Here is a 12,713-nt window from a genome sequence, read left to right as displayed (position 1 = left end):
CCACGCCGGAAACGAACTCAAAGCTGGATAGAAACTGGGGGCAACGTCACTGGGGCGCCGGCGCCGAGCTTGTATCGGCCTGAAAGAGCCTGGACCGCTGCGCCGCTCCACGTCAGCCGCGACGAAAAGGCCGCCCCAAGTGAATGCGGATGGAACGGCCTTCTCGTAATGCGGTAGGGTTAGTAGCTTGTCTTAGGCGCTGCTTTGGTGGCCGCCGCAGCCTTCGCAGTATGTTTCTTGTGCCTGACCGGGCACTTGTGCGTCTTGGTTACTTTGCAGACCTTCTTGTGCGGCTTCCGAGCGGTGGTTGTAGCCGGCGCGGCTGCCATGGTCGTATCGGTGGAGGCGGCCGGAGCGGTCGTCTTGGTGGCGGCGGCGTTGCCGAGAGCCGGCATCGAGAAGGCCAGCGCAACAGCGAGGCCAAGGGCGGAGAGAAGGGACTTTTTCATGGTTTTTTCTCCTTGCTATGCAGGTCGGTTTTGGGTGTCACTGCATCGGGATCGATCGGTGTCACGCCAAGCAGCTTCAGAGCGCTCGCGAACGCCCGGATCCCCTGCGCCTGCTTCTTGGTGGCGCAGAACCGGTCTCCCTTTCTTTGCAGTGCCTTCGCCGCGGTGACCTGCGTTGACGCGGCATGGGTTTCGAGGGCTTTGTCAACTTGGCGGCTGAGATTGGCGCAGCGCTCGGTCCGGGTCGTGGCAACCTTAGCCTCGCCGGCTTCCACCGGGCCGGTGACGAGCGAAATGCCGAGCAACGCGCCCATCAACCTGATCGAGAACCTTTGCATCGCTTGTCGCCAATCCGAACAAGTGCTGCAGTGCTGCAGCCGATGACCGACCCTCTGCGGTCAATTCTACGCCTCAATGATTTCTGGATTTTTTCTGGAATGTTTCTGAATTGTTTCTGAGGCGCCGGCGGAGCGCCTTTGACGGCGCACATTTGGCCGCCTGCTCGGCCGGCCATTCACCTAAATCTGCCAAGGAATTGGCTAACGTACATATCTACCAGGCTGCTGACGCGCCAACGGTATAATCGCGCGGCCACTCTCTGCCGCCCCACAATCGTCTCTGCATGTTCTGTTGCAAGCTTGAGTAGCGTTTCCGCGACTTCCTGCGCCGACCAGCCTTTAAGAATGGAGGCCTTCACCAACGCCTGAAATGCGGGCTCGAGGGCGACCTCGCAGTTGAGGGCGCGATCGGGGCTACCTTCAGAAAGCAAGGGAGGTTCGATCGGCGGTATCGCAGCCATGCACCCAGAAAGCGCAAACGTCGAAAATCGTTCCGCCTGTCATTGGCCCTGATGGCAGTAACCGGCAGGATTCTGAGTTCAGACACTGACATTTGATGAAACGTTCAGCGTACCCTCTCGGTTTTGGTCCAGGAGGATCGGCATATGAGAGAACATGTCGGAGACGGTTCCCAAGTCCGAGCTGATGACAAGCAGTTGGTCGCTCTGTTGAAAGAAAAGGCAGGTATCTCGGAGGCCGAAGCCTGCAAACTGATAAAGGAGGTCGGGCACGACCGCCATTCGCTTCTGCGAGAAGCCCGATTTCTGAAAGCGAGGCATTGATCGGTCGCCGTGGTGACACTTGCCTCAGACTCGGGCCAGCTCGCCGACGGTGCTTGCCCGGAGGCGAGGCGAACCGATCGCTCGTGGAGGAGCAGCGAGGGGATCTTACGAAATCCGCTGCCCGCTCTCGTCGAGTAGGACGCAACCGCCCGGATCGAACCCGACCTCGATGGTTTCGCCTTCACGAACGACATGGCCGTTGATCGGCGCGTTGGCCCGCACGTTCGTCTTGCCGCCGATGTCGATCTCGTAGATGGCGCTGCCGCCGAGATAGGAGGTCGAGACGACGCGGCCGGACAACCGGTTGGCACCCGCCATGGCACCGATCGACAGCTTCTGCGGCCGGACCACGACGGTGACCTTACTGCCGGACGCAAGCGGCCGCGGCGGCGTCACATTGACCGTCTGGCCGGCGGCAAGCGTAACCGCCGTCGTTCCGTCGGATTTGCTGACGGTGCCGGCAAGCATGTTGGCCTTGCCGAGGAAATCGGCGACGAAGGCGGTGGCAGGCGTCTCGTAGACCTCTTCCGGCGTGCCGATCTGCTCCACCGAGCCGGCGTTCATCACTACGATGCGGTCCGACATGGAAAGCGCTTCTTCCTGATCGTGCGTCACGAAGATGGCGGTGATGCCCGTTGCCTTCTGGATCTTCTTGATCTCGACGCGCATCTCCTCGCGCATGTTGGCGTCGAGCGCCGACAGCGGCTCGTCGAGCAGCAGCACCTGCGGCTCGAACACGATGGCCCGCGCAAGCGCGATGCGCTGCTGCTGCCCGCCCGACAATTGCGAGGGCAGTTTCTTCTCGCTGCCCGGCAGCCGCACCATGTCGAGCGCCTGGCCAACCCTGCGCGCGATCTCAGGCTTCGGCACGTTGCGGTACTTCAGGCCGAAGGCGACATTGTCGAACACGGTCTTATGCGGGAACAGCGCGTAGCTCTGGAACACCAGCCCGATGTTGCGCTTGTAGATCGGCACGTCATCGACCCGCCGTCCGTCGATCATGATCTGGCCGCCCGAAATGTCGACCAGCCCGGCGATGGAGCGCAGGATCGTCGTCTTGCCGCAGCCCGACGGCCCGAGCAGCGTGACGAAGCTGCCCTTGCGGATCGAGAGCGAGAAATCGCGCACCGCGACGAATTTGCCGTAAGCGATGTCGATGTCGCGGAACTCGACCGCCGGCTTCTCCGCCTCAGAGGCAGATCCGCCGGCGGCGGGGGAGGGTGCCCCGGCCGAGGCCGGCCGGGGGCTGAGTGACACTTCGCTCCTGTCAGGCACCTTTCGCGATCCTGTCCCACTGCTTGGTCCAGGCATCTTCGTTGGTCGCCCAATAGACCGGATCGGCGAAGGTCAACGCCTTCATCGAGCCCGTCTTGTCGAAAGCCGGCAGCTTCTCGATCTTCTCGGTGAGCTTGACCTTGGTCGGATCGAGCGACGGCGGATAGCTCTGGCCCTCGGCCACGGCGATCGAGGTCGCCGGATCGAGCATGAAGTTGATCAGCTCCTCGCATTCGGCCATCGGCGAGCCTTTCAGGATCAGCATGTCCTCCATCCAGGCATAGGAGCCTGCCGGATCGAGATAGCCGATCGGATGGCCCTGGTCCTGCAAGGCAGCGACGCGGCCCGACCAGGCATCGGTCACCACGATCTCGCCCTTGGAGAGCAGGTCCATCAGCTCCGCGCCGGAGCTCCAGAACTTCTTGGCGAGGTCGCGCGTCTCGCGCACCTTGACCCAGATCGTGTCCATGTCCTTGATGTTGTTGGGATCCTGCCCGGTGGCCAGAGCCGCGTACCAGACGCGCGTCGTCATGTCGGCATAGCCGCCGACCTTGCCGGCATATTTCTTGTCGAGCAGCAGGCCGGCGCCTTTCTCCTTCGCTTCCTCCGGCGAGATCACCTTGGTGTTGTAGGCGATGCCGGTGGTGCCGTAATCGTAGGGCACGGCCGAGAGTTTTGGCGTCAGCTTGCGGAACGGCTCGATCATCGGCTGCAGCACATTCGCCATGTTGGGAATGTTGGCCTCGTTGATCTCCGAGTTCATCCCTGCATTGATGTATTTGATGTAGTAGTTGACGCCGGACGAATGCACGATCTGGAAGTCGCCGGGCTTCGCCGTCTTGATCTTAGTGATGATCTCGTTCTCGTCGCCGAACGTGCCCTGGACCACCTTGATCTTGGTCTTGGCCGTGTAGGGCTGGAAGGCGTATTTGTCGATCGCGTCCTGCACCGTGCCGCCCCAGCCGTCGAAGCGAACCTGTTCGACCGCGGCGAGCGCGCGGCTCATCCACGGCATGGAGAGGCCCGCCGAGGCCGCGGCGGCGGCGGTCAGGCTCAGGAAAGTGCGGCGGCTCAAATCGCCGTTGGCGTAGCGGTCGTGCAGCCGTTCCAGCCGCTTGGTGGTGGTCAGTTTCATCGTGCTTCCTCCTTTGGTTCGCCTCGTCTTTTCAATCTGGTCAGGCTTTGCATGATCAGGCCGCCGATCAGTGGGATGCCGACGGTCACCAGGATCATGACCGTGCCGAGCGCGTTGATCTCCGGACTGATCGAGATCTTCAGCATCGAGAGGATTTGCGTCGGCATGGTCTCGACGCCGGCCGGCCGCCAGAACAGGCTGGCCGAGGTGTTGTCGAACGAGATGGTGAAGGCAAGCAGCGCGCCCGCAACGACAGCCGGGATGAGCAGCGGCAGCGTGATCTCGCGGAAGGACGAGAAGCGCGAGGCGCCAAGCGAAAGTGCGGCCTCCTCATAGACGCGCCGGATGCCGACCATGCGCGCCTGGGTGATCAGCACCACATAGGGCACGGCGAGCAGGATGTGGCCAAGCACCAGGAGAAGCAGCGTCCTCGGCTGGTCGACCGCCTTGATCAGCACCAGCAAGCCGACGCCCAAAATGGTTTCCGGCACCAGCGCCGGCAGGATCACCAGCGTGCTCAGCATCTGCTTGCCGGGGAAGTCGAAGCGCACCAGCGCGAACGACGTGACGACGCCGATGGCGGTGGTGGCGACCGCGGTGACCAAGGCGATCCACAGCGACGTGCGGAAGGCGGCCAGGACCGCCTCGTTGGCCATCAGTTTGCCGTACCATTGCAGGGAAAAGCCTGTCATCGGGAAGCCGCCGAACATCGAGGCGTTGAACGACAAAATGACGGTCGCCGCGATCGGCGCGAACATGAAGATATAGACGCAGAGCGTGACGAAGCCGGTGAGCCGCCAGGCCCATTTGCCTTCCTTGTTCGGCCGCGACGCTTTCATCCGCCCAATCCCCGTCATCCTCCAAGTCCTTTGACGATCTGCGACATGCCCATGTAGCGGGTGTAGATGGCGGCGAAGAAGCCGAGCACGACGAACAGCACGATGGAAAGCGTGGCCCCCATCGGCCAGTTCAGCTCGCTCATGATCGTGTCGTAGATCAGATTGCCGAACAGCGCGTCGCGCCCCGAACCCAGAAGCTGCGGCGTCACATAGCTGCCGGCTGCCAGCACGAAACAGAGCAGCAGGCCTGCCGCCAGCCCAGGCAGCGAAAGCGGCAGCGTGACCTCGCGGAACGCCTGCGCGCTGGTGCAGCCCATCGAACGCGCCGCCGAAATCAGCGTGCGGTCGATGCTCTCGAGGCTCACATAGACGTTGAGGATCATATAGGGCAGCAGGAAGTGCAGCAGCCCCATGATCACCGCGCCCTCGGTGTAGAGCATCGGCAGCGGTTCGCTGATGATGCCCATCTTTATGAGCGCTACGTTGATCACGCCCTGTTCGCCGAGGATGTTGATCCAGGAAAAGGTGCGGATGGTGAAGCTGATCCAGAACGGCACGATGAGCAGAAGCAGGAGCAGCCACTTGTGCTTGAAGCTTGTCGCCCAGATGAAATAGGCCGGAAAATAGCCGAGCACGCCGCAAAGCAGCGCCGTCATCGCCCCGACTCTCAGCGTCTTCAACAGGAAGCCGTGATAGTAGCTGTCGGTGAGGAATTCGTGCCAGTTGGCGGCGGTCAGCGCGCTGGTTTCCACGCCGGCGGTGACGAAGGTGAAGAATGTATAGACCGCCATCACGGCGATCGGCAGCACCAGGAAGAAGATCAGCAGCAACAGCACCGGCGCGATCAGCATCCAGGCCAGCCGTGGATCATACAAGGTCCATCGATTTTTCATGCACACCCGAAGGTCCGCGCCTTCTTCGAAGCGCTTTTTGTTCCCATGGGTCAGATTGGGTGATTGGCACCGCGATGTCTACAGGCGGTGATTGAGCCAGAGATATCGGCGCGTTGGCCACCATGCCAAGTTGGACGAAGCCGCCGCGCCCTTTACTCGGCCGTGGCCTCAATATGGATGACGCATAAGCTGCACTCGAAACCGGCCGCAGCCGGCTGCGGGGCGGCGCTGCAGGTAGTCAGCGCGCTGTAACTGAACCCAGCGCGCTTCTTATCCTTGCAAGAAACCCGGCCTTAGCGCTTGAAGCACAGGACGAAGGAATGACGAACGGTGCGGCGGCCCTTATTTCAGCCCAATGGTCATGCCGCTGAGATCGGCGTTGACCTGCAGGCCTACCTGCCGGCCTGTGAGCTGGAGTTCGGCGCCCTTGTCATTGGTCATGACGATCACCTGGGCCCCTCTGCCGAGCGCGCCGCCACCGCCCGCTGCGCCATACACCCCCGTCACGTCGCGGGCGCGGCGAATGTGGCGCACGGTGCCTTTGAAATAGGTCTTGGAGGCGCCGAAGGCGAGGCCGCCCGAGATGCCGCCGATCGAGATGGGATAGTGGCGACCATGGAAGGTCAGCGTGCCCGCGCCACCAGAGCCACCGATGAAGAAGGCCGCCTTGTAGACGGAAAAGCGGATCGTGCCGCTGTCGGCGTGTGCTGTGCTGGCAAGGCTAACACCCGCGGCCGCTATGAGGGCAACCGCGATTGAACGAAATCTGGACATGATGAGACTCCTCAAGAGCGCCACATGCCCAACCGGCCGGGCACGTCAGCGTCGTGTCAAAAGCTATAGCTGAACAGTCTCGCACGTCTTTTGTTCCAAGGCTCGCGACCGTATCCGGCTGCGAGAAGCCCGCCAAGAAACAAGGTGGATGGGGAGTCTAGCTACAGCGCTTCTGCATCGATCGCTGACCGATTTTTGGAGGACGCTCTTGGCGGCCGGCAACGGCGGACGGGAAGCCCACGTTTGGGAACCGGCTAATGCACGAGCAGCCCCGTCACCTCGTATGTCCAGACCCGAAACCCCTTGAGCACATGTGGACCGAAGGAGTTGATGAGCGGAACGTCGGCGGCGTCACGGCCACGCGCGACAACGATCCTGCCGATCCTGGGTGTGTTGTTGCGCGGGTCGAACGTATGCCATGCGCCCTCAAGGAAGACCTCGATCCAGGCACTGAAGTCCATGGGGTCGACAATTGGGACGCCGATGTCGCCCAGGTGCCCGTTGACGTAACGCGCTGGAATGTTGAGACAGCGGCAGAGCGTGAGTGCCAGATGGGCAAAATCGCGGCAGACGCCGATGCGCTCCTGGTAGGCTTCGAAGGCGGTCCGCGTCGACCTCGCCTGCATGTAATCAAACTGAATGTGGCCATGGACGAAGTCACAGATCGCCTGCACGCGACGCCAGCCCGGCGCGACGGCGCCGAACATGTCCCACGCCGCCTGGCTGAGACGATCGGTTTCGCAATAGCGGCTGCCCAGGAGGTAGACCAGGCAATCGTCCGGCAAATCGGGCACCGCGATTTCGCGGGCGTCGGGCAGTTGCCTGTCGGTCTTGCCGTCGTCTTCGATCGTGGCGTCGCCCCACATCGTCAGGTCGCCCGCCGGCGCAACAAGGCGGCGGCAGCGGTTGCCGAACAGATCGTGATAGGTCGTTGTCGGAACATCGGGCGTGGTGCACAGGGTTTCGGGCACCCTCATGTCGGCGGCGCGATCCTCGTGGACCGAGAGCAAGCAGACCAGCGCGGTCGGCAGCTGGCAGGTCAGGGTGATCTCGTAGCCGTAGCGGATCAGCATCCGGGCGCAGACTACCGGAAATCGGCGGTGGTCAGAGTGTAGGACTCGCGGCGATCGCGGGCATAGGCCTTGCTGGCAACATCCTGGATGGAGGTCCGCAAGGCGTCGAATGCCGACAGATATGTCGTCTCGGCACTCCCTTTCCCGCCCAGGGCGATGCCGGATCTCGCCAGCGCTTCGGCCTCGACGAAGAAGCGGATCTTGAACATGCCGTCATGGCCGATGAAGCAGACGGCGTTGCGTGTTTCATCGAAGCTGCGGCTGGGGTTTGGAAAGGCGAGCGTCATGACTGGCCTGCCGGTGTTTCGGGAGCGCAAGTAGCGAACGATCGCGCGGCGGTCCGCTCCTTCCGGCGCTCGCTGTTGCGAAGATTTAGGGACAGCATGCTCTTCGTCGCGTCCGAACGGTTCAGGCCGATCATGAAGGCGCCATCCACATGCGCCGGATTGCCGGTGAAGACGTGATAGACGGTCCAGGAACGATCGGCTTCGACGCGGCGGCCATATTGATGATCCCTGAAGTCGCGGCCCGGCGCCCCACCTTCGTTTTCCCATACCCGAAGTGCCGCGGCGTTGGTTGCGTTCATGATGTCGGCCTCTCCTTGTTCGCCTGCGCGGCGATGACGCCTGAATAGATCATTGCGCCGTCGGCATCGGCGATGGCCACGGCATCCGGCCATTGCGGCATGTTCAGCGTCCTTGCCAGAAGCCGCGCGATCTCGATGGCGTCGTCGAGGCCGGCCGCCAGCGCTGTCTCGCGGCCGACGACGGCGTGTGCATCGTCGACAGCTCGCGTGCGATAGAATTCGATCACGATCTTCATCGCCATCCGAGCCCATCGTGCCCAGGCGTCACGCCGTCAGCCCTTGCTCTTGCCTTGGGCGTTGATGCCGACAGCGCCCTTGATCTGGCTGCCAAACGAGCTCTCAGGCTTGGCCGGAACCTTTTCCTGCTTCGGCTTCCTGATCTCGCGGTTCGAGCGTTTCTGTCCCTTGGCCATGTCCGAACGTCCTTTCGATGAGCGCTGCGTCGTCGCCGGGCAACAACGTGTCGACCAGTTCCAAATTGTCCTCGGTCACCACCCGTTCATGCGGTTCGCCTTCGCTGCGAATGCGGTATTGCGGCGAGTTTCCCTTCGGAGGCAGCGTGCCGGTGATCCGGTAGATTTCGCCGACCTTAGAAGCCCCACCAAAGCTGCCCTTCAGCCGGACCGCCTGTCCAACATCGAAAAGGCGTGCCGGGGCTCCATGCTGGATCGGGCGTGCATTGCGTTGCATGAGGGTCGTCATGATCGTCTCCGGTCCTTGTCGAGCGCGGCCTCGAGCGAGGCCGGTTCGATCGGCACCATTTGCTGCGTGAATCCTTTCGCGGAGATCGCCGGCAGGTGAATGAACGTTGCCACGCGGCGCCATGCGGTGCGGGAAGCCCCTTCGAGAGACTCCTCGTCGAGATCGACGCGATATTCTCCGGGCGGCTGCGGCGTATCGATGCCCGGCAGCAAAAACGCCGAGTTGAAGCGAACGACGGTCGGTGTGGTGCGAGTGGTCATTTGCGGCTTTCCGCGGAAGCGCGCACGCGCCTTCCGCTCCAATTCCAGCCGAACCGCCGAAACGATGTCCCGTGCTGCCAGTACATCCGTGGTCAACGCTGGCATCATTTCAGGGTTCGAACTAAGCGAGATGCCGCGCCGGGAGCGGCGCAATGCATTCGCTATCGAAAATTCGGATGCGGATGGCAAGGCCTCAATATGACAAAAGCCACCTCGACCAAATCAACGAATTTTATATATGCGCCCCAATTGCGCTGCGAACAAGGTGGCGTCGGCGTTTTATTTTTCTTGGTTAAATAGAAATCCAAACTCGGCGCCTAAAAAAGCGACTGAAGTTCTCTTCAGCCCGTTATGATATTTTTCGACTCTGGTATACTCCGCCCGATATTTTTGCCGACTGGGCAAATAATTTTGGCGCTCCTATCTATCGCAGGCCAAGCAGTCTATAGAGGGGTCTGGTCACCCAGGCCGACAGAAGAAAGAAGCTCTTGAAAATCCGGCCCCTCCATAGTCGTGTCATCCAGCGTGCCGCACGCGGCTCCTGGCATTGCCCGGACATTCGAGGTCGTCTGCATGCATGAACCGGCGCCGCCTCGCGCTTTCGGCAAGTTTGGCGCCAAGGCGCGGGCCGCTGTCGCGGCGGAGCCGGCCAGATCGAAGGGCATGGAGAACGTAGCGACGCGCGTGCGGGCGGCGCTTTCTTCACATGGGCCACTCGCCTTGAGGGTCTATGTGGCGCTGTGGATTGTCGCTGTGCTGGCGTCGGCATTTGTCATCATGAAGCCCTGAACCGACAGCATTCCTCGGTGGGCGCAAACGAGAAGGATGCGAGCATGGCAAATCGCTACGCGCTTCGGATGGACCGTCCGAACAGCTGGACCGTTTTCGACGTCTTCACCGGCCAGCCCGCCGAGCTCGAGCAGAAGCTCATGGTGGGGATCAAGACGCGCCGTGCGGAAAAGACGGTAATCGAATTGAACATTCAGGACGCCAAGCGGCGGGAAGAAACGGGCCGCGAATCCTGATTCCGGCAATGCCGTTATTGCGGTTCAGCTCTGCTGGCCTAGTCATGTGCAGAAGGCGGATGACGAATGGCTGCCGCTGCCGGCATTTCACCTGAAAGGATAATAGCTATGAGATTCATGAAAACACCGGATGCTCCGCCCATCGTAATCGAGGCGATTGCCAAGCCATCAAAAATCATGTCGGCACGGCTGACGATCAGAAGCGACGAAGCAGCAAGGCGCAAGATCGCCGACACCGACGGCACTCTACGGCGGGCACGTCAACTATCGGAACGCAATCGCCTGATTTGAACTCATCGTCCGCTGAGGGTCGGAAGCGACGCTTCAGTCGGGAACCGAAGGCAAGATCGACGGCGCGGGCTTCTAATCCTGTCATCGGCGAGACGGTGGTCGTCCAGAACGCCGCCTGACCGCGCCAGTCATGGCAAAGACGTATGTCTTACCAACGAAAATAGATCCAGCCACGCCCGCAGCGGACCCGCATATCCGGTACCGAGCATCTTTTGAAAGACAGCATCCAACGCCTTAGTTTAGCTGGCTCCTGCTTGACTGAACACAACCGTGCCGTCGTCTTTGCGTACTTCGACCGCCACGATGCCGGACTTTCGATCTGGGAAGGTCGCCAGCGCGTGGTCTCGTGCCGCTTTCTCGGTGTCGAAGGGCGTCTTTTCAACGATGCCCTGTTTCCCGTACCAACTTACCGTGTAGACCATCACGACGCTCCCTTCGGTAGTTGATGCCGGCGCCCGGTTTTCGGGCGCCGGCTACATCCTGATAAGAGGTTAGAGCTACCCGTACCGCGCCATTCGCTCGCCGTCAGTGAACAACGTTCGCTTCGGTCGCTTTAGTTCGCGGCGATTGCTGAGTTGCAGGAAATGGCCAGTTCTCTGTTGGGGCTGCTCGCTCCAAGGGGTGTAGCCCATCCTGCCTTTTCAATGATCTCTCTGCGATCATAGCTGCTTGCCGCTTTCAGCGCCGCCAAAACCTGCGCTGAGTTCGGGGCGGTCTTGGATTGCGCGACGCAATAAGGAGTCATGGCGGCGACGACAGCATCGACACTGGCATTTTCTGCCATTTCTCTCGCCGTGCCGTCGGTCCTCCATCCGCCTGCAGTGAAGCCGATGATCGCGAGCGCCAAAGCTCCTCCGACCGCGCCGTAGCCGGCCGGTGTCACCCATTCAGGGGTTTTCATGATAGGTGTCCGATCGTTGTCAGACGGGTGCACATGATTGCGCACGAGTAGCAGCGTTGTATCACGCTTACATACCGACGTGTAATAAATCGGGAGAACATACGGAGGAGGCAGACGTGGGCATCACGGCGCCGCACATTGGGTCGCGGAACAGAGAGCGCGACTAGCCCAGGCTGGGCTGCTGCGCTCGATCCGATGGCGAAGAGCAGAACAGCCTGAAGATGACACTGCGCGATGAACGCTCGCACCAGAATCTGCGGTGTGGCGGTCAGGCGCTTGCGATCGCGACTCCCGTCTGATCCTCTGCCGAAGGCGGAGTTGCTTTGATTCGTTTGCTCCTTGCTTTCGTGCAAAGGCTGGCATTACGCGCGTCCAGATGGAGGATAGCATGACCGCTACCCCGAACATTGTCGAGCTGAAGCCCAGGATCGCCGTGATCGGTGTCGGCGGCGGCGGTGGAAACGCCGTTAACAACATGATTGCCCAGAACCTGCAGGGTGCGGAGTTCATTGTGGCCAATACCGACGCCCAGGCGCTTGCCATGTCGAAGGCTTCCCGGCTGATCCAACTCGGCGCCAGCGTGACCGAAGGCCTGGGAGCCGGCTCGGTGCCGGACGTCGGTCATGCGGCGGCCGAGGAATCGATCGGCGAAATCATGGACCACCTTGCCGGAACCCATATGTGTTTCGTGACCGCCGGCATGGGCGGTGGGACGGGAACAGGCGCCGCTCCCGTTATTGCGCATGCCGCCCGCCAAGCCGGCATTCTGACCGTCGCCGTCGTCACCAAACCGTTCGTCTTCGAGGGCAGACGCCGGATGCAGGCGGCCGAGGAGGGTATAGAGCGGCTGCGCGAATGCGCCGATACCGTGATTGTCATTCCGAACCAGAATCTCTTCAGGATCGCCGATGCCAAAACCAGCTTCGCGGACGCCTTTGCCATGGCCGATCGCGTCCTCTATGCGGGCGTCGGCTGCATCACTGACCTCATCGTCAAGGAGGGTCTGATCAATCTCGACTTCGCCGATGTGCGCTCGGTGATGCGTGGCATGGGCCGGGCGATGATGGGTACCGGGGAATCCTCAGGTGAGGGGCGGGCGAAGGCAGCCGCTGAAGCAGCGATCGCAAACCCGCTTCTTGACGAGGCATCGATGGGGGGCGCCAGAGGCGTCCTCGTTTCTATTTCCGGTGGGCCCGATATGACGCTGTTCGAGGTCGATGAGGCAGCAACACGCATCCGCGAGGAAGTCGATGCCGATGCCGATATCATCGTGGGCGCCATATTCGATGCGGCTCTGGAAGGAAGGTTCAGGGTCTCCGTCGTTGCGACCGGACTGCGGCACAAGGTACAGGTGGTCGAGTTCGAGCAGAGACTAGCCTGAAGGAAAGCT

General features: G+C 61.5%; 19 protein-coding genes. 4 read left to right on the top strand and 15 right to left on the bottom strand.

The genetic code is table 11. The features are described from left to right. Positions 1–179: 179 nt before the first annotated feature. From AU465_RS25385 to AU465_RS25325, 13 genes are all read right to left on the bottom strand, one after another. Positions 180–449, bottom strand: a complete 270-nt coding sequence (locus AU465_RS25385; protein ID WP_192254384.1) for a hypothetical protein — start codon at positions 447–449, stop codon at positions 180–182. Next, complete coding sequence (locus tag AU465_RS25380; RefSeq protein WP_192254382.1) at positions 446–787, bottom strand: hypothetical protein; 342 nt, start codon at positions 785–787, stop codon at positions 446–448. The genes AU465_RS25385 and AU465_RS25380 overlap by 4 nt, the downstream gene beginning before the upstream one ends. Before the next feature lie 887 nt (positions 788–1,674). After that, complete coding sequence (locus tag AU465_RS25375; protein ID WP_312891311.1) at positions 1,675–2,844, bottom strand: ABC transporter ATP-binding protein; 1,170 nt, start codon at positions 2,842–2,844, stop codon at positions 1,675–1,677. Then, the gene (locus AU465_RS25370) at positions 2,837–3,979 is read right to left on the bottom strand and encodes an extracellular solute-binding protein (RefSeq protein WP_192254379.1); all 1,143 of its coding nucleotides are present in this window, start codon (positions 3,977–3,979) and stop codon (positions 2,837–2,839) included. The genes AU465_RS25375 and AU465_RS25370 overlap by 8 nt, the downstream gene beginning before the upstream one ends. Beyond that, positions 3,976–4,818, bottom strand: a complete 843-nt coding sequence (locus AU465_RS25365; RefSeq protein WP_192254377.1) for an ABC transporter permease — start codon at positions 4,816–4,818, stop codon at positions 3,976–3,978. The genes AU465_RS25370 and AU465_RS25365 overlap by 4 nt, the downstream gene beginning before the upstream one ends. Before the next feature lie 14 nt (positions 4,819–4,832). Next, complete coding sequence (locus AU465_RS25360; protein ID WP_192254375.1) at positions 4,833–5,711, bottom strand: ABC transporter permease; 879 nt, start codon at positions 5,709–5,711, stop codon at positions 4,833–4,835. Positions 5,712–6,053: 342 nt separating this feature from the next. Next, positions 6,054–6,485, bottom strand: coding sequence for a hypothetical protein (locus AU465_RS25355; RefSeq protein ID WP_192254374.1), 432 nt, complete (start codon positions 6,483–6,485; stop codon positions 6,054–6,056). A 254-nt stretch (positions 6,486–6,739) separates the two neighbouring features. Then, the gene (locus AU465_RS25350) at positions 6,740–7,558 is read right to left on the bottom strand and encodes a transglutaminase-like domain-containing protein (RefSeq protein ID WP_192254373.1); all 819 of its coding nucleotides are present in this window, start codon (positions 7,556–7,558) and stop codon (positions 6,740–6,742) included. 11 nt (positions 7,559–7,569) lie between these two features. After that, entirely contained in the window at positions 7,570–7,845 is a 276-nt protein-coding gene (locus tag AU465_RS25345; protein ID WP_192254371.1) for a DUF1488 family protein, read from the bottom strand. Further along, a complete protein-coding gene (locus AU465_RS25340) occupies positions 7,842–8,144 on the bottom strand; it encodes a hypothetical protein (RefSeq protein WP_192254369.1) in 303 nt (100 codons plus the stop codon). The genes AU465_RS25345 and AU465_RS25340 overlap by 4 nt, the downstream gene beginning before the upstream one ends. After that, positions 8,141–8,386 (bottom strand): hypothetical protein, encoded by a 246-nt coding sequence (locus AU465_RS25335; protein WP_376774898.1) that lies wholly within the window; start codon positions 8,384–8,386, stop codon positions 8,141–8,143. The genes AU465_RS25340 and AU465_RS25335 overlap by 4 nt, the downstream gene beginning before the upstream one ends. 97 nt (positions 8,387–8,483) lie before the next feature. Continuing rightward, on the bottom strand, positions 8,484–8,846 hold the full coding sequence (locus AU465_RS25330; RefSeq protein WP_192254367.1) for a hypothetical protein: 363 nt from the start codon (positions 8,844–8,846) through the stop codon (positions 8,484–8,486). Further along, a complete protein-coding gene (locus AU465_RS25325; protein ID WP_192254365.1) occupies positions 8,843–9,106 on the bottom strand; it encodes a hypothetical protein in 264 nt (87 codons plus the stop codon). The genes AU465_RS25330 and AU465_RS25325 overlap by 4 nt, the downstream gene beginning before the upstream one ends. 573 nt (positions 9,107–9,679) lie before the next feature. Between AU465_RS25325 and AU465_RS25320 the strand changes: the two genes are divergently transcribed. The 3 genes from AU465_RS25320 (at position 9,680) to AU465_RS25310 (ending at position 10,422) form a co-directional block, all read left to right on the top strand. After that, the gene (locus AU465_RS25320) at positions 9,680–9,895 is read left to right on the top strand and encodes a hypothetical protein (RefSeq protein ID WP_192254363.1); all 216 of its coding nucleotides are present in this window, start codon (positions 9,680–9,682) and stop codon (positions 9,893–9,895) included. A gap of 44 nt (positions 9,896–9,939) precedes the next feature. Next, entirely contained in the window at positions 9,940–10,131 is a 192-nt protein-coding gene (locus tag AU465_RS25315) for a hypothetical protein (protein WP_192254361.1), read from the top strand. Between the two features lie 66 nt (positions 10,132–10,197). Then, the gene (locus AU465_RS25310; RefSeq protein ID WP_246506385.1) at positions 10,198–10,422 is read left to right on the top strand and encodes a hypothetical protein; all 225 of its coding nucleotides are present in this window, start codon (positions 10,198–10,200) and stop codon (positions 10,420–10,422) included. A gap of 239 nt (positions 10,423–10,661) precedes the next feature. Here AU465_RS25310 and AU465_RS25305 read toward each other — a convergent pair whose 3' ends face one another. Next, positions 10,662–10,844, bottom strand: coding sequence for a hypothetical protein (locus AU465_RS25305; protein WP_192254359.1), 183 nt, complete (start codon positions 10,842–10,844; stop codon positions 10,662–10,664). 131 nt (positions 10,845–10,975) lie between these two features. Continuing rightward, a complete protein-coding gene (locus AU465_RS25300) occupies positions 10,976–11,323 on the bottom strand; it encodes a hypothetical protein (RefSeq protein ID WP_192254357.1) in 348 nt (115 codons plus the stop codon). Positions 11,324–11,711: 388 nt separating this feature from the next. On the opposite strand from AU465_RS25300, the gene ftsZ reads away from it, so the two are divergent. Next, positions 11,712–12,704: a cell division protein FtsZ gene (ftsZ, locus tag AU465_RS25295; RefSeq protein ID WP_192254355.1), complete on the top strand. Its 993-nt coding sequence runs from the start codon at positions 11,712–11,714 to the stop codon at positions 12,702–12,704. Positions 12,705–12,713 lie beyond the last annotated feature (9 nt).

The organism is Mesorhizobium silamurunense, assembly GCF_014843905.1.
Classification (GTDB): domain Bacteria; phylum Pseudomonadota; class Alphaproteobacteria; order Rhizobiales; family Rhizobiaceae; genus Mesorhizobium; species Mesorhizobium silamurunense.
This window is presented reverse-complemented; position numbering and strand designations above follow the sequence as displayed.